Below are 25,972 nucleotides of genomic sequence, written 5' to 3'. Positions count from 1 at the left end.
CTTGCGGCGGGCCGGGCGGGCGATGAAACGCTGATGGCCCCTTCGCGGGCAAGCCTCGCTCCTACTGGATCGTGTAAACCTGTGGAGCGAGGCTTCCCCGCGAAAGCGATTTCGATTGCTATGCAGAAATGAAACTTTCGCCAATGTGTCGGCCGGTGTGTCGGATCCAACTTTTAGAAGCTAGAATCTGCGCCTGGCCCAGAGTGTGTACTTATGTCCCAAGAGCTGACTTCCGAACAGATTCAACAGTCCCTGCAAGGCATCAGCGTGCCTGCCCAGCCGCAAATCATGGTGGATTTGCAGATGGAGCAGTACATGCCCGACCCGGATCTGGAAGTGATCGCAAAGCTGATCTCCCAGGATCCCGGACTCTCTGGCGCCTTGCTGAAGATCGTCAACTCGCCGTATTACGGCTTGAGCAACAAGATCGCCTCGATCCAGCGTGCGGTGAACCTGCTGGGCAGCCGCTCGATCATCAACCTGATCAACGCGCAGTCGATCAAGGGCGAGATGAACGACGACACCATCGTCACCCTGAACCGGTTCTGGGATACTGCTCAGGACGTGGCGATGACCTGCCTGACGCTGGCCAAGCGCATCGGCGCCCAGGCCGGCGACGAAGCGTATGCTCTGGGGCTGTTCCACGACTGCGGCGTGCCGCTGATGCTGCAGCGTTTCCCCAACTACATGACCGTTCTGGAAGAGGCCTACGCCAACGCCGGTGCCGAATGCCGGGTGGTCGACACCGAGAACCGGGTGTTCAACACCAACCACGCGGTGGTCGGTTACTACACGGCCAAGTCCTGGCGGCTGCCGGAGCATGTGACCGCCGCGATCGCCAATCACCACAACGCCCTGGCGATCTTCAGCGATGAATCTTCGCGCAACGCTCAGCTCAAGAACCTGCTGGCGATCCTGAAAATGGCCGAGCACATTTGTGCGTCTTACCGGGTGTTGGGTAATCAGGCCGAAGACCATGAGTGGAACAGCATCGGGCATCTGGTGCTCGATTATGTCGGCCTCTCGGACTACGACTTCGAGACCCTCAAGCAAACGATTCGTGACCTCAGGACTCACCACTGAGCATCAGCGGCTTCATTTATTCGAGAACCCTGATTCGAGAACACCATGCCTGAACTGCCGGAAGTCGAAACCACTCGCCGCGGGATTGCGCCGCACCTGGAAGGCCAGCGCGTCAGCCGAGTGATCGTGCGTGACCGTCGCTTGCGCTGGCCAATTCCTGAAGACCTCGATGTGCGCCTGTCCGGCCAGCGTATCGTGCTGGTGGAACGCCGCGCCAAGTACCTGCTGATCAATGCCGAAGTGGGCACGCTGATCAGTCATTTGGGCATGTCGGGCAATCTGCGGCTGGTGGAAGTCGGTATGCCGGCGGCCAAGCACGAGCATGTGGACATCGAACTCGAATCCGGCCTGGCCCTGCGCTATACCGACCCGCGCCGTTTTGGCGCGATGCTCTGGAGCCTCGACCCGCTCAACCACGAACTGCTGATCCGTCTGGGGCCGGAGCCGTTGACCGACCTGTTTGATGGCGATCGCTTGTTCCAGCAGTCTCGGGGGAGATCCATGGCGGTCAAGCCGTTCATCATGGATAACGCGGTGGTGGTAGGCGTCGGCAATATCTACGCGACCGAAGCGCTGTTCGCCGCCGGCATCGACCCGCGTCGCGAGGCCAAGAGCATTTCCCGGGCGCGCTATTTGAAGCTGGCGATCGAGATCAAACGCATTCTGGCTGCCGCTATCGAGCGTGGCGGTACGACGTTGCGGGACTTTATCGGCGGCGACGGTCAGCCGGGGTATTTCCAGCAGGAATTGTTCGTCTACGGCCGGGGCAGTGAGCCCTGCAAAGTCTGTGGCACTGAACTGCGCGAAGTGAAACTGGGGCAGCGCGCCAGCGTCTTTTGCCCACGCTGCCAGAGCTGATACGTCCGACGGTCTATAGTCAGTGTTCTCACTGCCTAGCCGAAGGACCGTGCCATGAATTCGTTTCGAACCCTTGTCGTTGCGCTGCTGCTGAGCGTCGGTGCACCCGCGCTGGCGGCCAACAGCGGTAGCGGTGATCCGCGTTACACCATCCAGAATCCCCCGGCCTACGCCATGCTCGGCGACTTGCTGATCGCCCGACCCTTGCTGGTCGTGGCGACGGTGATCGGTGCCGGGGCGTTTGTGGTGTCGTTGCCGTTCACTGCCTTGGGCGGCGGCATTGGCGATGCAGGACAGGCGCTGGTGGTTGATCCGGCGAAAGCGGCGTTTGTGCGGTGCCTGGGGTGTATCGGGGAGGGGTTTGAGCAGCGGGAGTGACGCTGAAAAGCTTCGCGGGCAAGTCGGATCGCTCGCTCCTACAGGATTTGCGAAAAATTCGAGACTACGCCCTACCTGTAGGAGCGAGGCTTGCCCGCGAAGGCGTCCTCACAGACGCCCAATGACTCAAGCCTTGCCGGTAATAACCCGATACTTCGCCATCAACTGCTCTTCAGTCTCCGGATGCGCTTCATCCAGCGGAATGCAATCCACCGGGCACACTTGCTGGCACTGAGGTTCGTCGTAGTGGCCGACACACTGTGTGCACAGGTTAGGGTCGATCACGTAGATCTCTTCGCCTTGGGAAATAGCGGCGTTCGGGCACTCGGGTTCGCAGACGTCGCAGTTGATGCAATCGTCGGTGATGATCAGGGACATGCTAACTCCAGCCAGGGCGGACGGCCCGGGCGCAATAAACCAATGCGCGCAATTGTGCCGCATTGGCGCCCGCAGTGCACGCGGGCGCCGCTTGAGCGGTCGTTACTTCTTGAAGCGTTCGGTGAGGGCATCCGCCACCGCAGGGTGGACGAACTTGGTGATATCGCCGCCCAACGCTGCGATTTCACGGACCAGCGTCGAGGAAATGAACGAATAACGCTCGGACGGTGTAAGAAACAGACTTTCCACATCCGGCGCCAGTTGGCGGTTCATGTTGGCCAGCTGGAATTCGTATTCGAAGTCCGACACCGCGCGCAAACCACGCAGGAACACGTTGGCGTTCTTCTCTTTGGCGAAATGTGCCAGCAACGTCGAGAAGCCGACGACTTCAACGTTCGGCAGATGTTTAGTAACCTCGCGGGCCAGCGCCACACGTTGTTCCAGGGGAAACAACGGGTTTTTCTTCGGGCTGGCAGCGACGGCGATGATCACATGATCGAACAGGCGCGCGGCGCGTTCGACCAAGTCGCCATGGCCCTTGGTAATAGGGTCGAAGGTACCTGGGTACAACACTCGGTTCATCGCGTCGTCCTGGCGGGAGTCCGTTGGGGAGTCGGATGGTATCGCAGCCTTCCCGGTCGGCCAAGTCGCCTGTTGGGTAAGAAAGCACTATAGACGATACGAATATTCTCCGTTTTCATGGGTTTTTCAAACGTTCGGCCAGCGAAGTCGCCAGTTGCGCGGTCAACCCGTAGACCGACAATTGTGGGTTTGCGCCAATGCTGGTGGGGAACAGCGAGCCATCGTGGATGGAGAGATTGCTGATCTGGTGATGCCGGCCAAGGCTGTCGGTCACGGCGTTCTTCGGGTCTTCACCCATGGCACAACCGCCCATCACATGAGCACTGCCCAGGCGGGTGCGATACAACTCAAGGCTCAAACCGTCGATCAACGTGCGCGCTTCGGCCAGGTTTTTCACGTAGCGCGCGTCGGCGTGCATCGGCATGACCGCCTTGGCGCCGCCGGCGAACTGGATCTCGGCCATGCTGTGAAAGGCCCGGCGCAAGCCATCCCAGGCATAGGGTGAAACCTGATAGTCGAGCACCGGCGTGTTGTCACCGCGCAATTCGACACTGCCGCCGGGGCTGTCCGGGTGGAAACCGTCGCGCAACAACGCCAGCATCGCGTGGGTGTGGGGCAGATTTTCCATGTGCCCGGCGTTTTCCTTGCCAAAACCACCGAGCAGGGTGGAAGCCAGCGCCGGGTGCAGTGGCGGCACCTCCAGTTTGTAGGACATCTTGCCGGTGGTGCCGTCCTGCCATTGGAAATGGTCGGAATAGATCGACTGCGGTGCACCGTAGAACGGGTTGATCACCTCGTCGAACAGCCCGGCGGACATGTTTACCAGGTGCAGGAACGTGCGTTTGCCCAGCCGCTGGTGTGGATCGGGTGCCTCGGAGCGCAGGAGCAGCGCCGGGCTGTTGATCCCGCCGCCGGCCAGCACGTAATGCCGCGCCTTGACCGTGATCGTGCGTCCGGTGGGCGCAACGCAACGGTCGTCCATCGCCACACATTGCAGGCCCGTGACTTTGCCGTCCTTGATCGAGAGCTTTTCGGCGCGGGCCAGATACAGCAGCTCGCCACCTTTTTCCAGGGTCGCGGGAATGGTCGTGACCATCATCGATTGCTTGGCGTTGGTCGGGCAGCCCATGCCGCAATAGCCAAGGTTCCAGCAGCCGCGCACGTTGCGCGGGATGACGTGCCAGGAGTATCCGAGTTTTTCGCAGCCTTTACGGATCACATCGTTGTTGGCGTTGGGGGGCACCATCCAGGGCGCAACGCCCAGGCGCTGTTCCATTTTCTCGAACCACGGCGCCATCTCGGCCGGGCTGTGGCTTTTGACGTTGTGTTCCCTGGCCCAGTGCTCAAGCGTCGGGTCGGGGGTGCGAAAGCTCGACGTCCAGTTGATCAGCGTGGTGCCGCCCACCGCGCGGCCCTGGAGGATGGTGATCGCGCCGTCCTTGCTCATGCGGCCAATGCCTTCCTGATAGAGGCTGGTGTAAGCCTGGTCTTCGAGCATCTTGAAGTCGCTGCTGGTCTTGAGCGGACCTTCTTCGATCAGCAGCACCTTGTAGCCGGCAGCGCTGAGGATTTCTGCGGTAGTCCCGCCGCCCGCGCCGCTGCCGATGATCGCTACGTCCGCGTCCAGGGTCAGGTCCTGGGTCAGTTGCGAGCCGTTGTAGGTTTTCCAGCCACGGGCCATGCCTTCGCGGAACGGGTCGGGTACGGGCATCTTCGGGTTCTCTAGTTGTTATGTTTTTGGATGCAGTGGTGTTCATGAGGATGCCTTCGCGGGCAAGCCTCGCTCCTACGGGTGTGGGAGCGGGCTTGCCCGCGAAGGGGTCGACTCGGTCTCAAACCGTAGGCGGCCCGGGATACCCGCAATGCACCCACGATTCCGCGCGGCTGTACCAAGCCATCATCACCAGTTGCAGCAACGAGCTGTGCCCCATGCGCAACAGGCTCAAAGAGCTGTTTTCCCAACGATCGAGAAAGTGCCGGATCTCATCGGAGCTGGCGTTTTCCCAGCTGCCCCAGATCCCGGTCAGCGGCCCGCGGGTCACCGCCATCCCCAGCACGTCGAACAATTGCTGAGTAAGCTTGAGCATTTCCGGGGACAGGTGATTCAGGTCGTTATCCAGGGTTTTCAGGGTGCCCTCGACGGCCGTCGGCATCTTCTCGACGGCCACGGCGCCCTCGAGCATCACCGGGACCAATGCCCGCAGAAACAGCAGATCGCCGCTGCGCAGGATCGCGAAACCACTGGCCGGGATGCTCGATGAGCAGCCGCTAAGGCTCGCGCCCAATCCGGCCGTGGCCAGAAACGCACTCGCGCCGAGGCTGAATTTAAGCAGGCCGCGCCGTGACAGCGCGGGTGTATCAGACAGGCATGGGCTCATTATTGTTATTACCCGACGGTGTGATCGTTAGCGGATAAACAGCTTCTGGATCAGTTTCTGAATGGATTTTCCGTACGGCGGGTAAATCAGTTTCGCCGCGTTGAAACGTTGCTTGATCAGCACCCCTTTGGCCTTGCTGAAGGTCAGGAAGCCTTCGTGGCCGTGGTAATGGCCCATGCCCGAGGCACCGATGCCACCGAACGGCATATCGTCCTGGGCAACGTGTAGCAGCGTGTCGTTGAGGCACACGCCACCGGAGTGGGTTTCGTGGAGTACACGATTTTGTTCGTGCTTGTCGTAGCCGAAGTAATACAGCGCCAGCGGACGAGGTCGTTGATTGATGTAGGCAAACGCCTGATCGAGATCCTTGTACGGAACGATCGGCAGCAGCGGACCAAAGATTTCGTCCTGCATCACGGTCATGTCGTCGCTGACGTTGAGCAGCAGGCTATGACTCATACGCCGGCCCTGGCCCTGATCGAATAGCGGAATCAGCAGCGCGCCCTTGCTGGTGGCGTCGCTGATGTAGTCGTTGATCCGTCCCAGTTGTCGGTCATTGATGATCGCGGTGTAGTCCGGGTTGTCGGCCAGTGTCGGATAAAATCCGCGAACCGCCTGGCGATAGGCTTCGACGAAAGCACCGACGCGATCTTCCGGCACCAGCACGTAGTCCGGAGCCACGCAGGTTTGCCCGGCATTGAGCGTCTTGCCGAACGCGATGCGTTCGGCGGCGTCCTTGAGCGGCACGTCGAGGGACACGATGGCCGGGGACTTGCCACCCAGCTCAAGGGTCACCGGCGTCAGGTTCTCGGCTGCCGCGCGCATCACGTGCTTGCCGATGCTGGTGGCGCCGGTGAACAACAGGTGATCGAAGCGCAGTCTGGAGAACGCGACACCGATATCGGCTTCGCCCAGCACCACGCAGACGAGGTCTTGCGGGAAGATCCGGCCCAGCAACTCCTTGAGCAGCAAACCGGTGGCAGGGGTCGACTCACTGAGTTTGAGCATCACCCGATTGCCCGCCGACAACGCACCCACCAGCGGCCCGATGGCCAGATACAGCGGGTAGTTCCACGGCACGATCACGCCGACCACGCCCAGCGGTTGGTAAACCACTTTCGCCGAAGCCGGCTGAAACGCGATACCGACCTTGCGCCGCGAGGCTTTCATCCAGCCTTTGAGGTGCTGACTGGCGTAATGAATACCGTGCAGGCTGGGCATCAGTTCTGCGAGCAGGGTTTCATCGGCGCTGCGGTGGCTGAAATCCTGGCTGATCGCATCGATCAAGGCCTGGCGCTCATTGCTCAGCAGATCGCGCAGGGCTTTGAGCCATTGCTGACGCTGGGCAGCCGGTGGCATCGGGTTGGCTGCATAGGCCGCACGCTGCGCTTCGAACAGGGCCTGGAGTTCGTCCAGAGGCTGTTGCAGGTTCTGCAGATAAGCGATGTCGGCGGTCATGATCGGCTCCGGTTTTTGTTGTAATGAGGCACCTTTTAGAGTCTATGCTCTAGAAAGTCAAATGACATCCTGGCGCAGCATTGTTTTATCCGCTCGCCGATAGGTCGTAAGATGCCCGTCAACGCACTCTGAATTAAAGCTCAAGCCATGGCCCCTCGGATCAAAACCAGCGAGCGCATCGTGCAGAACAGCCTGGAGCTGTTTAATCAACAGGGCGAGCGCAGCATCAGCACCAACCACATTGCTGCCCACATGGAGATTTCTCCGGGCAACCTGTACTACCACTTTCCCAACAAGCAGGCGATCATCGCCGTGCTGTTCAGTGAGTACGAAAGCCTCGTGGATAGCTTCCTGCGCCCGCCTCAGGGCCGAGCGTCCACGGTGGAAGACAAGCGCTTCTACCTTCAGGAACTGCTGGCGGCGATGTGGCGCTACCGCTTTTTACATCGTGATCTTGAGCATTTGCTCGACAGCGATCCCGAACTGGCCGCCCGTTATCGGCGTTTCTCCCAGCGCTGCCTGATCCATGGCACCCACATCTACGCCGCCTTCGTCGATGCCGGCATCTTGAAAATGGACAAGGTCCAGATCGAATCCCTGACGCTCAATGCCTGGATTATCCTGACGTCCTGGGTGCGTTTCCTGTGCACCACGCGGGAAAATTCCAATCACCTGAGTGAGCAAGCCATCAAGCGTGGGGTGTATCAGGTGCTGGTGCTTGAGGCCGGTTTCGTCACGGAACAGTCTCGCGACGCGGTCAACGCGCTGTACGAAGAGTTTTACGTGCCACTGGCCCAGGCGCTGGAAGAAGTGCAGTAGGATTCAAGACCGACTTAATCACAGGAGCCCGTTATGCCCATTGCGCAACTGATCAGCCCGCAAGCGTTGGACCTGAAAAAGGAGCAGCCCGGGCTGGTGATTCTGGATTGTCGTTTTGCCCTCGAAGACCCGGACTACGGCCAGCGCAGCTATGCCGAAGGGCATATCACCGGGTCGAGCTTTGCCGATCTTGAGCGTGATTTGAGCGGGACAGTGGTCAAGGGCGTGACCGGGCGCCATCCGCTGCCTGAACCTGAAGACTTGATCGAGCGCCTCCAAGCCTGGGGCATCAATGCCGACAGCGAAGTGGTTTTGTACGACGACGGCCCCGGTGCCTACGCGGCGCGGGCCTGGTGGTTGCTGGCCTGGCTGGGCAAGCGTGACGGCGTGTTTATTCTGGATGGCGGGCTCAAGGCCTGGCATGCGGCCGGGTTGCCGCTGAGTCTGGATGCGTGCGACATCGAGCGTGGCACCTTCAGCGGGACGCCGGACGACGCGCTGATCTTGAGCGCCGAACAGCTCCAGCAGCGTCTCGGCCAACCCGCGCTGACCTTGCTCGATGCCCGCGCCTTGCCGCGTTTCAAGGGCGAAGTCGAACCGATCGACCCGGTTGCCGGGCACATCCCCGGTGCGCAGTGCGCAGCCTTTACCGAGAACCTGGGCAGTGACGGGCGTTTCCTGCCGGCTGAGCAGCTCAAGCAACGCTTTGCTGCGAAGCTCGGTGATCGTTCGCCGAGAGATCTGGTGGCGTATTGCGGTTCCGGCGTGACGGCCTGTCACAACCTGTTCGCGCTGTGCCTGGCGGGTTATCCGTTGGGCTCGTTATATGCCGGGTCGTGGAGCGAGTGGATCAACGATCCTGCGCACGGCATCGCAACCGGCGAATAAACACCAAGCACCTGTAGAAGCGAGCCTGCTCGCGATAGCGGTGGATCAGTCAACATTGATGTCCACTGGTCCACTGGTCCACCGCCATCGCGAGCAGGCTCGCTCCCACATTTGGACCTGTGTCGAGCTCAATATCCTGGTAATTGCCGGGCACTGCGATACGCCCCCGGCCCAACGCCGTAAACCTGCTTGAACTGCCGACTCAGATGACTCTGGTCGGCAAACCCCAATTGCATCGCGACTTCCAGCGGCAAACAACCGTTCTGTAGCAGCACCCTTGCCTGCGCGATGCGTTGCTGCATCAGCCAGGTATGCGGCGGCATTCCCGTGGCGCGACGAAATACCCGGGCGAAGTGGAATGGGGAAAGATTGACCGCTGCCGCCAGTTCTTCCAGCGAGGGCGCCGCCGCCAGTTGTGCTTGTAGCAAGTCCTTGGCCAGCGTCACCGCCCGGTGCTCCTTGCCGGGTTTGCCGGCGATCGGCACGGCGGCGTGACGTTGCAGCAGCAACAGCATCATCTCGCGCCAGACGGTTTGCTGTTGCAGCGCCGTGGACGGACTTTCCAACAAACGATGGAGTTGGCAGAAACCCTTCACCAGATCAGGGTCGCGATACAGCGTCGCGCCAAACCCCGGCAAGTGGGTGGTCGGCAACTCCAGCTCGTTCAGCAGCGAGAGAATCTGCCCGCTGTCCGGATAAAACGCCCGGTACAACCAGCCATCCTCCGTGCCTTTATGGCCGGTGTGCAGTTCATCGGGGTTGATCAACACCAGCGTGCCGCTGCCGGCCAGGTGTTCGGCGCCGCGATAGCGATAACGCTGGGCGCCGGCCATGATCATGCCGATCACATAACCGTCATGCACGTGGGGCGCGAAGCGATGTTCGATGTAGCGCGCGGACAATAATTCGACGCCGGCCAACGGCGCCGTTTGCCAGAAGCGGATCGACTCGCCCTGATCGGCGGCCATGGCTTAGCCGCGACCCACGGCGCTCAGCCACTGAGGAATGCGCCGCTCCAGGTAATAACCCGGCTGGCGGAACGAACCATCGACGAAACCGACATGCCCGCCCTTGGCTTGCAACTCGAACTGGGTGGAGGCGGACAATTCCGATGCGTGCGGCAGGCTATGCGGGAACACGAAGGGATCATCGGCCGCCTGGATGATCAGGGTCGGCGTGCGAATCTCTCCAAGAAAATACCGGCTCGAAGCGCGGCGATAATAATCCTCGGCATCGACGAAACCATTGAGCGGCGCCGTGACCCGGCCATCGAAATCCCAGAAGGTGCGCATGTTCTCCAGCGAGCCCAGCGCCGCCAACGCCGCCAGTCCATCTTCGCGCCCGTCATGCTGGAACTGGCGCTGTTTGTTCTTGATGTAAGCCACCATCTCGCGCATGAAATGCGCCTGATAGACCTTCGAGAAACCCTGGCCGATGCGATCGGCGCAATGATCGAGGCGAAACGGCACCGACACCGCGACTGCGCCTGACACGCCACTGTCACTGCCAGTCTCGCCCAAATGCTTGAGCAAGACATTGCCGCCCAGGGAATAGCCGACCGCATACAGCGGTGCGAGAGGGCGCTTGGCCCGCAGGTGCTTGATGGCTTCGGCCACGTCTTCACTGGCACCGGAATGGTAGCTGCGCGCCAACAGATTCGGCTCGCCCGAACAGCCACGCCAGTTCAACGCGACGCTGGCCCAACCCTGGGCAGCGAGCGCCTTCTGCACCCCTGCCACGTAGGGCGAATTCGAAGAGCCGGTCAGCCCGTGCAGCACCAGCACCAGCGGCGCATCGGCGGTGTGCGGGCCGTGCCAGTCCATATCGAGAAAGTCGCCATCCTCAAGCCACAAGCGTTCGCGCTCGCGTTCGATGTGCGTGGTTTTGCGCCAAAGCGGTCCCCACAAGGTTTGCAGGTGCGGGTTGCCGAGGCCGAAGGCGGGGGTGAAGCGTTCTGACAGAAAGGACACGATTGCTCTCGATGCAGCGGTGCGCAGCCGGTGCGCACCTTTTTCAGGCCGGTCGGTTAACCGGCGATCTCTGCCATACGTTGCCACAACGCGTAATACACCCGCCCGGATTTCTGCTCCCGGTGCAGGCGCCAGTTGCCTGGCAAGCCGAGGCTCGACGGCGCGTTTTCGCTTTCAGTGTAGATCCAGGCTTCATTGGCCAGCCACTGACGCTCTTCAAGCAGCGTGCAGACGGTCGGTAACAGGTCCTGGTTGAACGGCGGGTCGAGGAACACCAGGTCGTAGGCGGTCGCGGTCTGGGTTTCCAGGTAGCGCAAGGCATCGGCGGTCTGGATCTGGCCGGTGGTGCAGCGCAACGTGCCCAGATGCTCCTTGATGCTGGCAACCGCGATGTTGCTGGCGTCCAGCGCCTGCCCCATCGCCGCGCCACGGGACAAGGCCTCGAGGAACAACGCGCCGCTGCCGGCGAACGGATCAAACACTTTGGCCCCGGCAACGTAAGGCGCGAGCCAGTTGAACAGGGTTTCACGCACCCGGTCCGGGGTCGGGCGCAGGCCCGGGGCGTCGGGGAAGCTCAACTTCCGGCTGCCCCATTCGCCGCCGATGATGCGCAATTGGTTCACGCCGTTGTGTACGTTGTGAACGGGTTTCTTAGGACGAGTGGCCATCAATGCTCCGGAACCCCGAGCGGCTGCTCGGCAGGTTTATCAGTTGGGGCCGGTAACGGCTTTTGCGGCACGGTCGGGCCAGCGCTGACGATGACCATTTTGTCCGTGCTCAAGTGTTTGTTCAGTGCGGCTTTGACCTGTTCGACGGTCAGGCTCTGCGACTCACGCATGAAGTCGTTCAGATAACTCAGCGGCAAGTTGTAGAAACCCATCGCGCCGAGCTGGCCGACGATATCGGCGTTGCTGGCCGTGGACAGCGGGAAGCTGCCAGCCAGTTCGCGCTTGGCGTCGTCGAGTTCTTTCTGGGTCGGGCCGGTTTTAAGGTAGTCGGCGAGCACGTCCTGCACCAGTTTCAGCGTGCCTTCACTCATCTCGGCGCGGGTTTGCAGGTTGATCATGAACGGGCCGCGTGCCTGCATCGGGGTGAAACCCGAATAGACGCCGTAGGCCAGGCCACGCTTCTCGCGTACTTCGCTCATCAAACGGGTGCCGAAACCACCGCCGCCGAGAATCTGGTTGCCCAGAGACAGTGCGGCGTAGTCCGGATCGTCACGGTCGATGCCCAGTTGGGCAAGCATCAGGTTGGTCTGCTTGGACGGGAACTCGATGTGACCGATGCTGGCTTTTGGCTCTTCAGGTTGCGGGATTTTCGCCAGGGCCGGGCCTTTTGGCAGCGCGCTGGAGACCTGCGCGGCAATCGCCTCGGCTTCGGCGCGGGACAAATCACCCACCAGCGCAATCACCACGTTGCCGGCCGCGTAGGCTTTCTCGTGGAACGCCTTGAGTTGCGCCACGGTAATCGCCGGGACGGTTTTCGCCGTGCCGTCGCTGGAATGCGCGTAGGGGTGATCGCCGTACAAGCGGTTCATCAGTTCCAGGCTCGCCAGTTTGCCCGGGTTCTGCTTCTGGTATTCGAAGCCGGCGAGCATCTGGTTCTTGATGCGCGCAAAGGAGTCGGCAGGGAAGGTCGGTTTGCCGACGACTTCAGAGAACAGTTTCAGCGCGGGTTCGCGTTTGTCTGCGGCGCTGAGGCTGCGCAGGGAAGCCAGTGCCATGTCTTTAAACGCGCCGTTGCCAAAGTCTGCGCCCAGGCCTTCGAAGCCTTGAGCGATGGCGCCAACATCTTTACCGGCCACACCTTCGTTGAGCATCGCGTTGGTCAGCAGCGCGAGGCCGGGCGCGTTGCCGTCCTGGCTGCTGCCGGCGGCGAAGATCAGGCGCAGGTCGAACATCGGCAGTTCGCGGGCTTCGACGAACATCACCTTGGCGCCTTCGGCGGTGTTCCAGGTCTGTACGTCGAGCGAACGGTGGCTCGGCGCCTTGCCGTCGAGTTCACTCAGCGATTGCAGCTTCTGGCTGGACTTGGCCTTGTCGAGGGCTTCGCTGGCCGTGGAGTCTTCGCTTTTCGACAAATAGAACGCAGCAGAGCCGATCAGGGCGACAGCGATCAGGCCGATCAGGGCCAGACGGGATTTTTTACGCTCACTCATGAGTCGTCTCCAGTGGCAGTACATGGGCGACGCTGAGACGTTCGCGGGTGAAATACAGCTTGGCGGCTTTCTGGATGTCTTCCGGTGTCACGCTTTCGAGGTCGGCGAGTTCGGTGTCCATGAGTTTCCAGGACAGGCCGACGGTTTCCAGTTGGCCGATGGAGGTGGCCTGGCTGGTAATCGAATCACGCTCGTAGACCAGACCGGCGATGACCTGCGCGCGGACGCGTTCCAGTTCTTCGGCGGACGGCGCGGTAGTTTTCAGCTGTTCGAGCAGCTTCCACAGGCCAGCTTCAGTCTGGGCCATGGTTTTCTTTTTCTGGATGTTCGGCGTGGCCGACAAGGTGAACAGACTGTCGCCGCGAGTGTAAGCGTCGTAACTCGACGAACCACCGGACACCAGCTCTTCGCCGCGTTCCAGTTGCGTCGGGATGCGTCCGCTGTAGCCGCCGTCGAGCAGGGCGGAGATCAGGCGCAAGGCATTCACCGAGCGCTTGTCTTCGGCGGTGGCGATGCTCGGCACGTTGAAGCCCAGCATCAGGCTCGGCAATTGGGTTTGCACGTGCAGAGTGATCTGGCGTTCGCCAGGCTCGGCCAGTTCCAGAGGGATTTTAGCCGATGGCACATCGCGTTTGGCGATTGGGCCGAAATACCGCTGGGCCAGAGTTTTGACCTCGTCCGGGGTCACGTCGCCGACCACCACCAGTGTGGCGTTGTTCGGCACGTACCAGGATTGGTACCAGTGGCGCAGCTCTTCGACTTTCATGCGGTCCAGGTCAGCCATCCAGCCGATGGTCGGCGTGTGGTAACCGCTGGCCGGGTAAGCCATGGCCTTGAAGCGTTCGTAGGCCTTGGACATCGGCTTGTCGTCGGTGCGCAGACGACGTTCTTCTTTAATGACTTCGATCTCGCGGGCGAACTCGTCGGCCGGCAGGCGCAGGCTGGCCATGCGGTCGGCTTCCAGCTCGAAGGCCACGCCCAGACGGTCACGGGCCAGCACCTGGTAATAAGCGGTGAAGTCATCGCTGGTGAACGCGTTCTCTTCGGCGCCGAGGTCGCGCAGGATCAGCGACGCTTCGCCGGGGCCGACTTTTTCGCTGCCCTTGAACATCATGTGTTCCAGGGCATGGGACAAACCGGTCTGGCCCGGCGTCTCGTAACTCGAGCCGACCTTGTACCAGACTTGGGAAACCACCACTGGCGCACGATGGTCTTCGCGCACAACGACCTTCAGGCCGTTATCCAGAGTGAATTCGTGGGTGGGTTGTGGATCGGCAGCCAGGGCCGAGAGGGGCAGACAAACTGTGCTGAGCAGCAGGCCTGCAGCGCGGCGGGCTAAAGCATTCATTCGTTTTTAAACCTGTTGAGCTGCCCGCTTGGTCTTAGCGTCGGCGGGCGAGAGGGTGCTAGGATACTGGTCCGTTTTACTGGCGGCCACGCCTATCAGGCCTTTGATCGGCCGGAAGGTTGCATGGGTTACCTGCGGAAGCTTTGAGTTTGTCAGCTAAACTCTGCGTTTTCGCCGACGATGCCGTTCCAGTCCTTCGTATTAGTCAACCTTTGAGGTGCTGTTTGCACCTCGACAAAATGTTGCGCGTGAACAAGCTGGGTCAATCGCAGTCTGTTCTGCATCGAATATTTATTTGCCGGGGCGCCCTTTGGCGCGTCGCTACCGTGAGATAGCCGTCCTCCATGTTTGGTTCCAACGACGACAAGAAGACCCCAGCTGCGGCTGGCGAGAAGAAAAGCCTGTTCGGATGGCTGCGCAAAAAGCCGCAGGAACCCGTCGTCGAACAGCCACAGCCACTTGCTGAGCCAACACCCGCGCCGGTAATAGAAGAAGAGCCGACGCCGGTTGTTCTGCCGATTTCCGAGCCGGTGCTGCAACCGATGGCTGAGGCTGAACCTGAAGTCATTGCCGAGCAGCCGCTGGCACCCGCTCTAGAGCCGTGGCTGACGTTGCCGGTGGCGGAAGAACCGGTGGCCTTGGTTGAAGACGAGTTGGCGCCGCACGTAGCGCCACCTATTCCTGCGCCCACTGCCTTCGCTCCCGAGCCTGTTCAAGTGCCGGTGGTTGAGCCCGTTGTCACGCCTGTGGTGGTCGCCGAGCCTGAGCCTGTGATTCCTGCGTTCGTCGCTCCACCTGCTCCTGTGGTTCAAGCCTCTGCACCCGTTGCTGCTGCTCCGGCAGTCGCCACGCCCGCAGTTCCCGCCGAAGTCCCGATCGAGCCGCCGCGCACCGAAGAATCCAAAGCCGGTTTCTTCGCCCGCCTCAAGCAAGGCCTGTCCAAGACCAGCGCCAGCATCGGCGAAGGCATGGCCAGCCTGTTCCTGGGCAAGAAAATCATCGATGACGAGTTGCTCGAAGACATCGAAACCCGTCTGCTGACCGCTGACGTTGGCGTCGAGGCGACCTCGGTGATCATCCAGCGCCTGACCCAAAAGGTCGCGCGCAAAGAACTGGCCGATGCCGACGCGCTGTACAAATCCCTGCAGGCTGAACTCGCCGCGATGCTCAAGCCTGTCGAGCAGCCGCTGAAAATCACCTCGCAGAACAAGCCTTTCGTGATTTTGGTGGTCGGCGTCAACGGCGCTGGCAAAACCACCACCATCGGCAAATTGGCGAAGAAGCTGCAACTCGAGGGCAAGAAAGTCATGCTCGCGGCCGGTGATACCTTCCGCGCCGCCGCCGTCGAGCAATTGCAAGTCTGGGGCGAGCGCAACAAGATCCCGGTCATCGCCCAGCACACCGGCGCCGACTCGGCTTCGGTTATCTTCGATGCAGTGCAAGCCGCAAAGGCTCGTGGCATTGACGTGCTGATCGCCGACACCGCCGGTCGTCTGCACACCAAAGACAACTTGATGGAAGAGCTGAAGAAGGTTCGACGGGTCATCAGCAAACTCGACGCCGACGCGCCGCACGAAGTGCTCTTGGTGCTCGACGCCGGTACTGGCCAGAACGCCATCAGTCAGGCCAAGCAATTCAACCAGACCGTCGAACTGACCGGCCTGGCGCTGACCAAGCTCGACGGCACCGCCAAGGGCGGGGTGATTTTCGCTCTGGCCAAGCAGTTTGGTTTGCCTATTCGCTACATCGGAGTCGGTGAAGGCATCGATGACTTGCGTACTTTTGAAGCAGAACCCTTTGTCCAGGCACTGTTTGCCGAGCGGGAGCGTTCATGATTCGTTTCGAACAGGTCGGTAAACGCTACCCGAACGGTCACGTCGGCTTGCATGAGCTGAGCTTTCGAGTCCGTCGGGGCGAATTCTTGTTTGTCACCGGCCATTCCGGTGCCGGTAAAAGCACCTTGTTGCGGCTGCTGCTGGCGATGGAACGTCCGACCACCGGCAAACTGCTGCTGGCCGGCCAGGACCTCGCCACCATCAGCAACGCGCAGATTCCTTACCTGCGCCGGCAGATCGGCGTGGTGTTCCAGAATCACCAGTTGCTGTTCGATCGCACGGTGTTCAACAACGTCGCTCTGCCGTTACAGATTCTTGGGCTGTCCAAGGCCGAGATCGTCAAGCGCGTGGATTCGGCACTTGAGCGCGTGGCGCTGTCGGATAAAACCGATCTCTATCCCGGCGACCTGTCCACCGGCCAGCAACAACGCGTCGGCATCGCCCGCGCCATCGTCCATCGTCCGGCCTTGCTGCTGGCGGACGAACCGACCGGTAACCTCGACCCACGTCTGGCGGCAGAGATCATGGGCGTGTTCGAAGACATCAACCGCCTGGGCACCAGCGTGCTGATCGCCAGTCACGACCTGGCGCTGATTGCCCGTATGCGTCATCGCATGTTGACCCTGCAACGCGGCCGATTGATTGGCGACGGGGAGGCAGCGGAATGAGTGCGACACGTAGCCCCAAGGTTTCCGAGCGCGTGGCGCCGAAAGCTGCCGATCCGCAACCGCAGAAGAAAAAGCGCGACGATGACGACGGCCCGGACTTCGCCACGCTGTTTCGTGCCTGGATCGAAAGCCATCGGGCCAGTTTGCTGGACAGCCTGCGTCGATTGGGCAAGCACCCGATCGGCAGCTTTTTCACCTGCATGGTGATGGCAGTTGCCCTGAGTTTGCCGATGGGCCTGTCACTTTTGCTAAGTAACGTCGAACGTCTGGGCGGTTCCTGGCAGCGTGCGGCGCAGATTTCCCTGTACCTGCAACTCGAGGCCAGCCCTGCTGAAGGCGAGTCGCTGCGCGAGCAGATCAAAGGCATGCCCGGCGTTGCGGAGGCGGAATATGTCGGTCGTGATCAGGCGCTGGAAGAGTTCCAGCAACAGTCCGGTCTGGGCGAAGCGCTCAAGGAATTGCCGGAAAACCCGCTGCCTGGCGTGGTGCTGGTGACCCCGAACGAGGTCGACAAGCCCGCGCTTGAAGCATTACGACAAAAACTTTCCGAGCTGCCGAAGGTACAACAGGCACAACTTGATCTAGTCTGGGTCGAGCGTCTGGCAGCGATCCTCAAGCTGGGTGACCGTTTTGTCTTCGGTCTGACCGTGCTTTTGGTTTCTGCATTACTTTTGGTGATAGGCAATACCATTCGTCTTCATATTGAAAACCGCCGCACAGAGATAGAAGTGATTAAACTCGTCGGCGGCACGGACAGCTATGTGCGCCGGCCCTTTCTGTATATGGGCGCGTTGTATGGCTTCGGTGCGGGGATTCTTTCCTGGGGTGTATTGGCGTTCGGCCTTAACTGGTTGAACGACGCGGTGGTGGGGCTGGCCGGTTTGTACGGCAGTGATTTCGCGCTGGCCGGAGTGCCAGTTGCCGACGGCCTGTCTCTCTTGCTTGGCGCGGTGCTGTTGGGGTATATCGGTGCATGGATTGCAGTCGCACGCCACCTGAGGGAGCTTGCGCCTAAGTAGTATCATTTTGCTCGTATTGACCTTTCAGCGTTTATGGGAACTTGTCTTTTGGTTTTCGGTCAATTTTCGCAGTGCTGAACTGCACGAGTTATGTAAGTCGGAGGTTTTTTCGTATGACCAATTCTTTGCAACCTGCATATGCTCTGGTCCCGGGTGCGAACCTGGAGGCCTATGTGCACACCGTGAACAGCATTCCATTGCTGACGCCGGAGCAGGAGCGTGAACTGGCCGAGAGTCTCTATTATGAGCAGGATTTGGGGGCGGCTCGGCAGATGGTGCTCGCCCACCTGCGTTTTGTTGTACATATCGCCCGTAGCTATTCCGGCTACGGCCTGGCTCAGGCTGACCTGATCCAGGAAGGCAACGTCGGCCTGATGAAGGCGGTGAAGCGCTTCAACCCGGAAATGGGTGTGCGTCTGGTTTCGTTCGCGGTGCACTGGATCAAGGCGGAAATTCACGAGTTCATACTGCGCAACTGGCGCATTGTGAAAGTCGCGACCACCAAGGCCCAGCGCAAGCTGTTCTTCAACCTGCGCAGCCAGAAGAAACGTCTGGCGTGGCTGAACAACGAGGAAGTCCACCGTGTGGCGGAAAGCCTCGGCGTAGAGCCGCGGGAAGTGCGTGAGATGGAAAGTCGCCTGACCGGCCATGACATGGCCTTCGACCCGGCCGCGGAAGCGGACGACGACAGTGCATTCCAATCGCCGGCCAACTACCTGGAAGACCACCGGTACGACCCGGCCCGTCAGCTGGAAGATGCCGACTGGAGCGACAATTCGAACCACAACCTGCACGAAGCGCTTGAAGTGCTGGACGACCGCAGCCGTGACATCCTCTACCAGCGCTGGCTGGCGGAAGAAAAAGCTACGCTGCATGACCTGGCGCAGAAGTACAACGTCTCGGCCGAGCGTATTCGTCAGCTCGAGAAGAGCGCGATGAATAAGCTCAAGTTGTCGATTGCCGCATAACCTGCGCGCAGGCATAAAAAAACGCCCCGATCATTGATCGGGGCGTTTTTGTTTATGCATCAAAAAATCACTGAGCCCAAGGTGCGCGGCGTGAATCATTGATGCCTACCAGATAGCTATCGCCACCGAGCTGACTCATCTGCTGTCGAATCCATCCCGCTCGCCGTGCGACGTAGTTAGTTGGATGACTCGCACTCCATACCCGCGGGTTAGGCAGTACCGCCGCCAGCAAACTCGACTGCTGTCGAGAAAGCGATTTGGCACCAACACCAAAGTGATGCCGGGCCGCCGCTTCCGCGCCAAACACCCCGTCATCCCACTCGACGCTGTTGAGGTACACCTCAAGAATCCGCTGCTTGGGCCACAGCACCTCGATCAACCCGGTGAACCAGGCCTCCAGGCCTTTACGCAGCCAACTGCGGCCGGACCACAAAAACAGATTCTTCGAGACTTGCTGGCTCAGGGTGCTGGCGCCGCGAATCGAACCGCCAAGCTCGTTATGGGCCAGGGCTTTCTGGATCGCCCCAAAGTCAAAACCCCAATGCTCCGGGAATTTCTGATCCTCACCCGCGATGACCGCGACTTTCAGATCGTCAGAGATTTCATCCCAAGGCTTCCAGGTGCGTTGCAGGTCGATGGGCTCGCCGTCGAACCAGGATTCGACCTTGCGCTCGACCATCAGCGCCGTTCCCGGTGGCGGTACCACGCGAAAAATCAACACCAGCAATACGCTGCCGCCCGCGAACCAGAGCAGGGCCTTTGTGAATCGTCGCAAAAATAAACGCAGCATAGAGATGGCTTGGCCGAACCCGTTGAGCGGGCCATTATACAGACCCTGTTGATCGAGTCTGACTGGAGTTCTTCATGCTGCGTGGCTTTCTGATGCTTGCCGCTTTCTTCGGCTTCACCGGTGTTGCTCTTGGCGCGTTCGCCGCCCACGGCCTGAAAAACCGTCTGACCCCCGAGTACCTGGCGATTTTCCATACCGGCGTCACCTACCAATTGGTGCACACCCTGGCGCTGCTGGGCGTGGCGCTGCTGGCCACGCAGATTCCGGGACGCTTGATCACTTGGGCAGGCGCCTCGTTTGTCATTGGCATCCTGTTGTTTTCCGGCAGTCTGTACCTGCTGACCCTGACCGGCGTCAGCAAGCTGGGGATCATCACACCCTTCGGCGGCCTGGCATTCCTGGTCGGCTGGTTCTGCGTGGGGCTTGCCGCCTGGCGGTTGAGCTGACCGGGCGGTCCATTTCATGACGAATGGCTTGGGTCGCCAAGACTGATCGGGCTAGAATGCCAGCCCCTAAAAATGATGGCGGCATTCGGTATGCGCATTCAGTTGAACGGCGAATCCCTTGAACTGCCCGACGGTGAAACCGTTGCGGCCCTGCTGACCCGTCTGGAACTGACCGGACGCCGGGTGGCGGTCGAACTCAATCTGGATATCGTCCCGCGCAGCCAGCATGCAGAAACCACGCTGAACGACGGCGATTCCATCGAAGTGGTCCACGCCATCGGCGGCGGCTAGCCGCCCGGCCCGCAAGGGCACAGAATTCTGCAAGAACCTCACCCCTACAGAGGATTTCCCATGAGCATCGTTCGTAGCGACAAGCCCTTCGTCCTGGCCGGTCGTACTTACCAGTCGCGTTTGCTGGTAGGCACCGGCAAGTACCGCGACATGGAAGAAACCCGCCTGGCCATCGAAGCCTCGGGTGCCGAGATCGTCACCTTCGCCGTGCGCCGTACCAACCTCGGCCAGAACCCGGGCGAACCGAACCTGCTCGAAGTCCTGTCGCCGGATCGCTACACCTTCCTGCCGAACACCGCCGGTTGCTTCGACGCGACCGAGGCTGTGCGCACCTGTCGCCTGGCCCGTGAGCTGCTCGGCGGCCACAACCTGGTGAAGCTGGAAGTGCTGGCGGACCAGAAAACCCTGTTCCCCAACGTGATCGAAACCCTCAAGGCCGCCGAAGTGCTGGTCAAGGAAGGTTTCGACGTGATGGTCTACACCAGTGATGACCCGATCATCGCCCGTCAACTGGCGGAAATCGGTTGCATCGCGGTCATGCCGCTGGCCGGTCTGATCGGCACGGGTCTGGGGATCTGTAACCCGTACAACCTGCAGATCATCCTCGAAGAAGCCAAGATCCCGGTGCTGGTGGATGCCGGTGTCGGGACCGCCTCCGACGCCACCATCGCCATGGAACTGGGTTGCGAAGCGGTGCTGATGAACTCGGCCATCGCCCATGCCCAGCAGCCGATCATGATGGCAGAAGCCATGAAACACGCCATCGTTGCGGGCCGCCTGGCCTACCTCGCCGGCCGCATGCCGAAAAAACTCTATGCCAGCGCCTCCTCGCCGCTGGATGGTCTGATCAAGTAAGAGCCATTGATGACTGAATCAAACGAAACGCCTATCCAGCCGGAAGAAGGCGACGAGCGCCAACACCGCCGCATCAAGAGTTTCGTGATGCGCGCCGGACGCATGACCGAAGGCCAGCAAAAAGGCCTGGAGCAGGGCACGCCGTTGTTCGTGTTGCCTCTGGCCGACGCGCCGGTGGACTTCGACCAGGTTTTCGGTCGCTCGGCGCCGCGCTCGCTGGAGATCGGTTTTGGCATGGGCCATTCGCTGCTGGAAATGGCCGCGGCCTCGCCAGAGCAGGATTTCATCGGTGTGGAAGTTCACCGTCCGGGTGTCGGCGCGCTACTCAACGGCGTGCTGACTCAGGGCCTGACCAACCTGCGGGTCTACGATTGCGACGCGATCGAAGTGCTCAACCGTTGCGTGGCCGATAACAGCCTCGATCGCCTGATGCTGTTTTTCCCGGACCCGTGGCACAAGAGCCGTCACCACAAACGCCGTATCGTTCAGGCCTCGTTCGCTGAGCTGGTGCGCAGCAAGTTGAAGGTCGGCGGCATTCTGCACATGGCCACCGACTGGGAACCCTACGCCGAGTACATGCTGGAAGTGATGAACGTCGCACCGGGTTATCGCAACCTGGCCGAAGACGGCAAATGCGTCCCGCGCCCAACCGAACGCCCGATCACCAAGTTCGAACGCCGCGGCGAACGTCTTGGGCATGGCGTGTGGGACCTGAAGTTCGAAAAACAGTCCTGAGCCGTAATGCAATAAAAACTGTGGGAGCGAGCCTGCTCGCGATAGCGGTCTGACAGTCAACGAAGATGTTGAATGTTAAGCCCTCATCGCGAGCAGGCTCGCTCCCACATTTGTTTTGTGTCGTTTTTTGCTTACAGAGGCGTGATGAATTTCACTGGCACTTGCTCAGTTAGCCAAACGCCATTCTCGGCCTGATAGAACTTGAAACCGTGCTCCAGCATCTGCAAGGCAGCGACCTGCAGAATGACCACTGTCCCATAGCGCTGGCCCACGGCACTGGCGGTTTCGACCTCTTGGGACAGGTGCACGTGATGCCGTGAACCCGCGATCAACCCTTGCTCGTTGATCGACGCCATGAACCGGGACGCGGTGCCGTGGTACAGCGTCGCGGGAGGGCGTTTTTCTTCGAATTGCAGGTCGACGGTTTTCGTTGAGTGGCCCTGGACGGCGCGGATGCGTTGGCCGTCTTCGGAGATCGAAAAGCGTTTCTTGTCACTGCTGTCGACGACCTGTTGGATCAATGGTCGATCCAGGGTTCTACCGTCGAGCGCCGCGCCGCTGATCAGCGCGTCGATAGCCGCCCAGCCGTCGGAGTCCAGTTTCAAGCCGATGGCCTGTGGCTCGTGGCGCAGCACATAGCTGAGAAATTTGCTTGTTTCATCCAGCAGCTTTTTACTCATGATCTTCCCTGACGGTCAGCAATCAACGCGCTGATCTCAAAACCTGTAGGAGCTGAGCTTGCTCGCGAACGCGGTTTGACAGTCAGCATAAATGTTGAATGTCAGGGCCTCTTCGCGGGCAAGCCTCGCTCCTACAGGTTTTGTGTTGGGTTCGGGTTCAGCGGCGGTCTGCGACGACGCCGATCAGCACCAGCACCACCAACAACACTGGCGCCAGGCTGTAGTTGTTGAACTGGCTCAGGCCTTTGATGATCCACGGGGTGGCATAGATCAACGCGACGCCGCTGCCGACCATGCACAGCAGGGCCATTAGCGGGACGCGCAAGGCGCCGGCGATGCTGCCCAGACGTTGGTCGACCCAGCCTTTGATATCGGCGCCAAACAACACGAGCAGGCAGCCCACCAGCGCCAGAGAGATTTCCGACAGGTTGCTGCGGCTCCAGCGGGAGACGGTGGCGAGCAGGTCGAGTATCAAATCCATTCGTTTTCCCCTAAGGCTGAAATCAGCTCAGAAATATTTGCAGCAAATCATTGAGAAACAGCTGTCCGCGATCGGTCGCCGCCAGACGTGACGGTTCGACCTGCAACAAGCCGCTTTGTTCGGCTTCCCGGCGGCCTTCTGCGAGGCTTTCCAGGCTCAGTCCGGTGCGTTCCGGATACAGCCGCGATTCGACGCCCTCGGTCAGGCGCAAGGCATTCATCAGGAACTCGAACGGCAGTTCATCGTTGGTCAGCGCTTTCTCGCCAGCCTTGAAGCTTTTCGCAGGGTTCAGGTAATCCTTCGGCAGGCGAGTCTTCCAGGTGCGCACGATGCGCCCGTCGGGATGGCTGAGTTTGCCGTGGGCGCCGGCACCGATGCCGATGAAGTCGCCGAAGCTCCAGTAATTTAGGTTATGACGTGCCGGACGACCGGGCTGGGCATACGCTGAGACTTCGTATTGCGCGTAACCGTGTTCGGCGAGCAGCGCCTGGCCGGCTTCCTGAATGTCCCACAGCGTGTCGTCTTCCGGCAGCGTCGGCCGCTGGTTCCAGAACACCGTGTTCGGCTCCAGCGTCAGTTGATACCAGGACAGATGCGTCGGCTTCAGGGCGATTGCCTGACGCAGGTCGCTCAACGCGTCGTCCAGCGACTGATCGGGCAAGCCGTGCATCAAGTCCAGGTTGAAGTTATCGAACCCGGCCTGACGCGCCATGCCGGCAGCACGCACCGCTTCGTCGCCGTTGTGAATTCGCCCTAGGGCCTTGAGTTTTTCTTCCTGAAAGCTCTGGATGCCGATCGACAGGCGATTGATGCCCAGGGCGCGGTAGGCGACGAATTTCTCTTGCTCGAACGTGCCGGGATTGGCTTCCAGGGTGATTTCAATGTCGCTGGCGAACGGAATCCGCTGCTCGACGCCTTTGAGCAAACGGCCCAAGGCTTCGGCGCTGAACAGGCTCGGCGTGCCGCCACCGAAGAAAATCGAGCTCAGCTCACGACCGTAAACCGCGTGCAGGTCCTGATCGAGGTCCGCCAGCAACGCGTCGACGTATTCCTGCTCAGGCAGCACGGGGCTGGCGGTGTGGGAATTGAAATCGCAATAAGGGCATTTGCGCACACACCACGGGATGTGGATGTACAGCGCCAGGGGCGGCAGCACGGTGAGCGCGGCCCGAGGCGATTGGGCGGCGCCGCCGAAAATCAGCGGTGACGCGGATGAGTCGTGGGTCATATCAGGCCTAGACGCTGGCGCAGCAGATCCATTGCACGGGCGCGGTGGCTGATGAGGTTCTTTTCGCTGGGGCTCAGCTCGGCGCTGGAGCAATCACGCTCTGGCACCCAGAACAGTGGATCGTAGCCAAAACCATGTTCGCCGCTGGCCGCCGGCAAGATGCGCCCGTGCCACAGACCTTCGCAGAGGATCGGCAGCGGGTCGTCGGCATGTCGCACCAGCGCCAGAACGCAGACGAACTGTGCGCCGCGTTCGGCTTCTGGCACATCCTTCAACGCGTCGAGCAGTTTGGCGTTGTTCGCCGCATCGCCCTGGCCATCCGCGTAACGAGCCGAATAGATACCCGGCGCACCGCCAAGGAAATCCACCGCCAGCCCGGAATCGTCGGCCAGCGCCGGCAGACCGGAGATGCGCGCGGCATTGCGGGCCTTGAGGATCGCGTTCTCGACGAACGACAAGCCGGTTTCTTCAGGCTCGACGCTGCTGAACTCGCCGATCGAGCGCAGTTGCACCGACTCGCCGAGCATGGCCTGGAGTTCCTTGAGTTTGCCGGCGTTGTGGCTGGCCAGTACGAGTTGCGTGAAGTTGATCATTCGCCGGGGAAAAGCTCTTGGTTGAAATTGATGGTGTTGATTTTGTCGCCGTTCTGCACCTTGATCTCGAAGGTGCGGACTTCCTGCTGATCGACCGGGAACTGGGCGATGTAGTAGATCGCGCCTTGTTCGGTGATCTGTTTGAATTTCAGCGGCACGCTTTGGCTGGTCAGGTCTTTGACCGTACCGCTGACCTGAGCCATCAGCGGTTTGCCTTCCTTGATCACCGATACGTTGATCACGCCTTGGTTCTTGCTGCGGGTAAGTTCCGCGGCTTTAGCGATATCAGGGGTCAGGAAGGTCGAGTTGAAGGTGTTGTAATGCACCGTCACATCACCAAATTTTTCCTGACGATCACCTTTGATGACGTCGGCGGCCATGGCCGTGACGCTCAGGCAGGCAGTAAGTACAAACAGCGCTAGACGACCCATGTTCGTTCTCCTCGAAGTGTCGTGACTCAGACCGCGACCTTGTGGTCTTGCAACCCGGGGCTGCTGACGCGGTAAATACCGATTTCACCTAACAGATTAGGCCATAGCTTACTGGCCCACCCGTGGCGGTGCTGTTGATCCACGGCCAGCCGATCAATGACCTTGGCTTCACGTTCGCGACAAAGTGCTTCAAAGTCTTCGAAGGTGCAGAAGTGGATGTTCGGCGTGTTGTACCAGGTGTACGGCAGAAACTCGGACACCGGCATCCGGCCCTTGCTCGCCAGGTACCAGCGGCAGCGCCAGTGACCGAAGTTGGGGAAGGTGATGATGCACTGGCGGCCGACCCGCAGCATTTCGTCGAGGATCTTGTCCGGGTAATGCACCGCTTGCAGCGCCTGGGTCATGACCACGATGTCGAAGCTGTTGCTGGCGAAGTTGCCCAGACCCTTGTCCAGGTCCTGCTTGATCACGTTGATGCCCTTGGCCACGCATTCGGCGATGTTGTCCGGGTCGTTTTCCAGGCCATAGCCGGTCACTTGTTTGTTATCGCGCAGCCAGGTCAGCAGTTCGCCGTCGCCGCAACCGAGGTCGAGCACGCGGCTGCCGGCGGGGATCCATTCCTGGATGATTTCCAGATCAGCTCTCATGGCTTTC

The 25,972-nt window shown here is 60.5% G+C and carries 30 protein-coding genes; 13 read left to right on the top strand and 17 right to left on the bottom strand.

Annotation, left to right across the window (positions count from 1 at the left end):
• Positions 1-267 precede the first annotated feature (267 nt).
• Genes ACA051_RS27975 through ACA051_RS27965 form a run of 3 tightly spaced genes read left to right on the top strand, consistent with a single transcriptional unit; the run spans position 268 to position 2,319 of the window.
• Positions 268-1,083 (top strand): HDOD domain-containing protein, encoded by an 816-nt coding sequence (locus ACA051_RS27975; RefSeq protein WP_497310675.1) that lies wholly within the window; start codon positions 268-270, stop codon positions 1,081-1,083.
• Positions 1,084-1,128: 45 nt separating this feature from the next.
• Complete coding sequence (gene mutM, locus ACA051_RS27970) at positions 1,129-1,941, top strand: bifunctional DNA-formamidopyrimidine glycosylase/DNA-(apurinic or apyrimidinic site) lyase (RefSeq protein ID WP_010466788.1); 813 nt, start codon at positions 1,129-1,131, stop codon at positions 1,939-1,941.
• A gap of 54 nt (positions 1,942-1,995) precedes the next feature.
• Positions 1,996-2,319, top strand: a complete 324-nt coding sequence (locus ACA051_RS27965; RefSeq protein WP_131061097.1) for a multidrug transporter — start codon at positions 1,996-1,998, stop codon at positions 2,317-2,319.
• A 126-nt stretch (positions 2,320-2,445) separates the two neighbouring features.
• On the opposite strand, the gene ACA051_RS27960 is transcribed toward ACA051_RS27965, so the two are convergent.
• The 5 genes from ACA051_RS27960 to ACA051_RS27940 form a co-directional block, all read right to left on the bottom strand.
• The gene (locus ACA051_RS27960; RefSeq protein WP_048722619.1) at positions 2,446-2,697 is read right to left on the bottom strand and encodes a YfhL family 4Fe-4S dicluster ferredoxin; all 252 of its coding nucleotides are present in this window, start codon (positions 2,695-2,697) and stop codon (positions 2,446-2,448) included.
• Positions 2,698-2,799: 102 nt separating this feature from the next.
• Positions 2,800-3,279, bottom strand: a complete 480-nt coding sequence (gene coaD / locus ACA051_RS27955) for a pantetheine-phosphate adenylyltransferase (protein ID WP_109635631.1) — start codon at positions 3,277-3,279, stop codon at positions 2,800-2,802.
• Positions 3,280-3,394: 115 nt separating this feature from the next.
• On the bottom strand, positions 3,395-4,990 hold the full coding sequence (locus ACA051_RS27950; RefSeq protein ID WP_497372704.1) for a GMC family oxidoreductase: 1,596 nt from the start codon (positions 4,988-4,990) through the stop codon (positions 3,395-3,397).
• 121 nt (positions 4,991-5,111) lie between these two features.
• Complete coding sequence (locus ACA051_RS27945; RefSeq protein WP_497372702.1) at positions 5,112-5,657, bottom strand: twin-arginine translocation pathway signal protein; 546 nt, start codon at positions 5,655-5,657, stop codon at positions 5,112-5,114.
• Between the two features lie 27 nt (positions 5,658-5,684).
• Complete coding sequence (locus ACA051_RS27940) at positions 5,685-7,115, bottom strand: coniferyl aldehyde dehydrogenase (protein WP_497372700.1); 1,431 nt, start codon at positions 7,113-7,115, stop codon at positions 5,685-5,687.
• 147 nt (positions 7,116-7,262) lie between these two features.
• Between ACA051_RS27940 and ACA051_RS27935 the strand changes: the two genes are divergently transcribed.
• Together ACA051_RS27935 and ACA051_RS27930 are read left to right on the top strand one after the other, a co-directional pair.
• Positions 7,263-7,934, top strand: coding sequence for a TetR/AcrR family transcriptional regulator (locus ACA051_RS27935; protein WP_010466800.1), 672 nt, complete (start codon positions 7,263-7,265; stop codon positions 7,932-7,934).
• A gap of 33 nt (positions 7,935-7,967) precedes the next feature.
• Entirely contained in the window at positions 7,968-8,822 is an 855-nt protein-coding gene (locus ACA051_RS27930; protein WP_497372698.1) for a sulfurtransferase, read from the top strand.
• Between the two features lie 128 nt (positions 8,823-8,950).
• On the opposite strand, the gene ACA051_RS27925 is transcribed toward ACA051_RS27930, so the two are convergent.
• From ACA051_RS27925 to ACA051_RS27905, 5 genes are read right to left on the bottom strand one after another with little or no spacing between them, the layout of a single operon-like run.
• Positions 8,951-9,790 (bottom strand): AraC family transcriptional regulator, encoded by an 840-nt coding sequence (locus ACA051_RS27925; RefSeq protein WP_497372696.1) that lies wholly within the window; start codon positions 9,788-9,790, stop codon positions 8,951-8,953.
• Positions 9,791-9,793: 3 nt separating this feature from the next.
• Positions 9,794-10,792, bottom strand: coding sequence for a hydrolase (locus ACA051_RS27920; protein ID WP_497306154.1), 999 nt, complete (start codon positions 10,790-10,792; stop codon positions 9,794-9,796).
• 56 nt (positions 10,793-10,848) lie between these two features.
• Complete coding sequence (rsmD, locus tag ACA051_RS27915; protein ID WP_109635619.1) at positions 10,849-11,460, bottom strand: 16S rRNA (guanine(966)-N(2))-methyltransferase RsmD; 612 nt, start codon at positions 11,458-11,460, stop codon at positions 10,849-10,851.
• On the bottom strand, positions 11,460-12,950 hold the full coding sequence (locus ACA051_RS27910; protein ID WP_497372694.1) for a M16 family metallopeptidase: 1,491 nt from the start codon (positions 12,948-12,950) through the stop codon (positions 11,460-11,462). Before ACA051_RS27910 ends, rsmD begins: the two co-directional genes overlap by 1 nt.
• The gene (locus ACA051_RS27905; RefSeq protein WP_497372692.1) at positions 12,943-14,298 is read right to left on the bottom strand and encodes a M16 family metallopeptidase; all 1,356 of its coding nucleotides are present in this window, start codon (positions 14,296-14,298) and stop codon (positions 12,943-12,945) included. Before ACA051_RS27905 ends, ACA051_RS27910 begins: the two co-directional genes overlap by 8 nt.
• A gap of 344 nt (positions 14,299-14,642) precedes the next feature.
• On the opposite strand from ACA051_RS27905, the gene ftsY reads away from it, so the two are divergent.
• From ftsY to rpoH, 4 genes are all read left to right on the top strand, one after another.
• A complete protein-coding gene (gene ftsY / locus ACA051_RS27900) occupies positions 14,643-16,133 on the top strand; it encodes a signal recognition particle-docking protein FtsY (protein ID WP_497372690.1) in 1,491 nt (496 codons plus the stop codon).
• The gene (gene ftsE / locus ACA051_RS27895) at positions 16,130-16,801 is read left to right on the top strand and encodes a cell division ATP-binding protein FtsE (RefSeq protein WP_123434743.1); all 672 of its coding nucleotides are present in this window, start codon (positions 16,130-16,132) and stop codon (positions 16,799-16,801) included. Before ftsY ends, ftsE begins: the two co-directional genes overlap by 4 nt.
• Positions 16,798-17,820, top strand: a complete 1,023-nt coding sequence (ftsX, locus tag ACA051_RS27890; protein ID WP_497306147.1) for a permease-like cell division protein FtsX — start codon at positions 16,798-16,800, stop codon at positions 17,818-17,820. Before ftsE ends, ftsX begins: the two co-directional genes overlap by 4 nt.
• Before the next feature lie 113 nt (positions 17,821-17,933).
• On the top strand, positions 17,934-18,788 hold the full coding sequence (rpoH, locus tag ACA051_RS27885) for an RNA polymerase sigma factor RpoH (protein WP_007897890.1): 855 nt from the start codon (positions 17,934-17,936) through the stop codon (positions 18,786-18,788).
• Positions 18,789-18,855: 67 nt separating this feature from the next.
• Here rpoH and mtgA read toward each other — a convergent pair whose 3' ends face one another.
• Positions 18,856-19,578, bottom strand: a complete 723-nt coding sequence (gene mtgA / locus ACA051_RS27880) for a monofunctional biosynthetic peptidoglycan transglycosylase (RefSeq protein ID WP_497372688.1) — start codon at positions 19,576-19,578, stop codon at positions 18,856-18,858.
• Between the two features lie 74 nt (positions 19,579-19,652).
• Between mtgA and ACA051_RS27875 the strand changes: the two genes are divergently transcribed.
• From ACA051_RS27875 to trmB, 4 genes are all read left to right on the top strand, one after another.
• A complete protein-coding gene (locus ACA051_RS27875) occupies positions 19,653-20,024 on the top strand; it encodes a DUF423 domain-containing protein (protein WP_497372686.1) in 372 nt (123 codons plus the stop codon).
• A gap of 90 nt (positions 20,025-20,114) precedes the next feature.
• Positions 20,115-20,315: a sulfur carrier protein ThiS gene (thiS, locus tag ACA051_RS27870; RefSeq protein ID WP_454246176.1), complete on the top strand. Its 201-nt coding sequence runs from the start codon at positions 20,115-20,117 to the stop codon at positions 20,313-20,315.
• A gap of 60 nt (positions 20,316-20,375) precedes the next feature.
• Entirely contained in the window at positions 20,376-21,170 is a 795-nt protein-coding gene (locus ACA051_RS27865) for a thiazole synthase (protein WP_007897902.1), read from the top strand.
• 9 nt (positions 21,171-21,179) lie between these two features.
• Entirely contained in the window at positions 21,180-21,905 is a 726-nt protein-coding gene (trmB, locus tag ACA051_RS27860; RefSeq protein ID WP_497306140.1) for a tRNA (guanosine(46)-N7)-methyltransferase TrmB, read from the top strand.
• A gap of 131 nt (positions 21,906-22,036) precedes the next feature.
• Here the strand turns inward: trmB and ACA051_RS27855 are convergent, their stop codons facing one another.
• The 6 genes from ACA051_RS27855 to metW all read right to left on the bottom strand — a co-directional run bounded on the left by ACA051_RS27855 (position 22,037) and on the right by metW (position 25,965).
• Positions 22,037-22,585, bottom strand: coding sequence for an RNA 2'-phosphotransferase (locus ACA051_RS27855; RefSeq protein WP_497306138.1), 549 nt, complete (start codon positions 22,583-22,585; stop codon positions 22,037-22,039).
• A gap of 157 nt (positions 22,586-22,742) precedes the next feature.
• The gene (locus ACA051_RS27850) at positions 22,743-23,066 is read right to left on the bottom strand and encodes a DUF3392 domain-containing protein (RefSeq protein WP_084322429.1); all 324 of its coding nucleotides are present in this window, start codon (positions 23,064-23,066) and stop codon (positions 22,743-22,745) included.
• A gap of 22 nt (positions 23,067-23,088) precedes the next feature.
• Positions 23,089-24,294 (bottom strand): radical SAM family heme chaperone HemW, encoded by a 1,206-nt coding sequence (gene hemW, locus ACA051_RS27845; RefSeq protein WP_497372684.1) that lies wholly within the window; start codon positions 24,292-24,294, stop codon positions 23,089-23,091.
• Positions 24,291-24,887, bottom strand: coding sequence for an RdgB/HAM1 family non-canonical purine NTP pyrophosphatase (gene rdgB, locus ACA051_RS27840; RefSeq protein WP_497306134.1), 597 nt, complete (start codon positions 24,885-24,887; stop codon positions 24,291-24,293). Before rdgB ends, hemW begins: the two co-directional genes overlap by 4 nt.
• Positions 24,884-25,318, bottom strand: coding sequence for a DUF4426 domain-containing protein (locus ACA051_RS27835; protein ID WP_497306132.1), 435 nt, complete (start codon positions 25,316-25,318; stop codon positions 24,884-24,886). The genes rdgB and ACA051_RS27835 overlap by 4 nt, the downstream gene beginning before the upstream one ends.
• Positions 25,319-25,344: 26 nt before the next feature.
• The gene (gene metW / locus ACA051_RS27830; protein WP_497372682.1) at positions 25,345-25,965 is read right to left on the bottom strand and encodes a methionine biosynthesis protein MetW; all 621 of its coding nucleotides are present in this window, start codon (positions 25,963-25,965) and stop codon (positions 25,345-25,347) included.
• Positions 25,966-25,972: the final 7 nt, after the last annotated feature.

This window comes from Pseudomonas sp. LBUM1669 (genome assembly GCF_059695705.1).
This window is presented reverse-complemented; position numbering and strand designations above follow the sequence as displayed.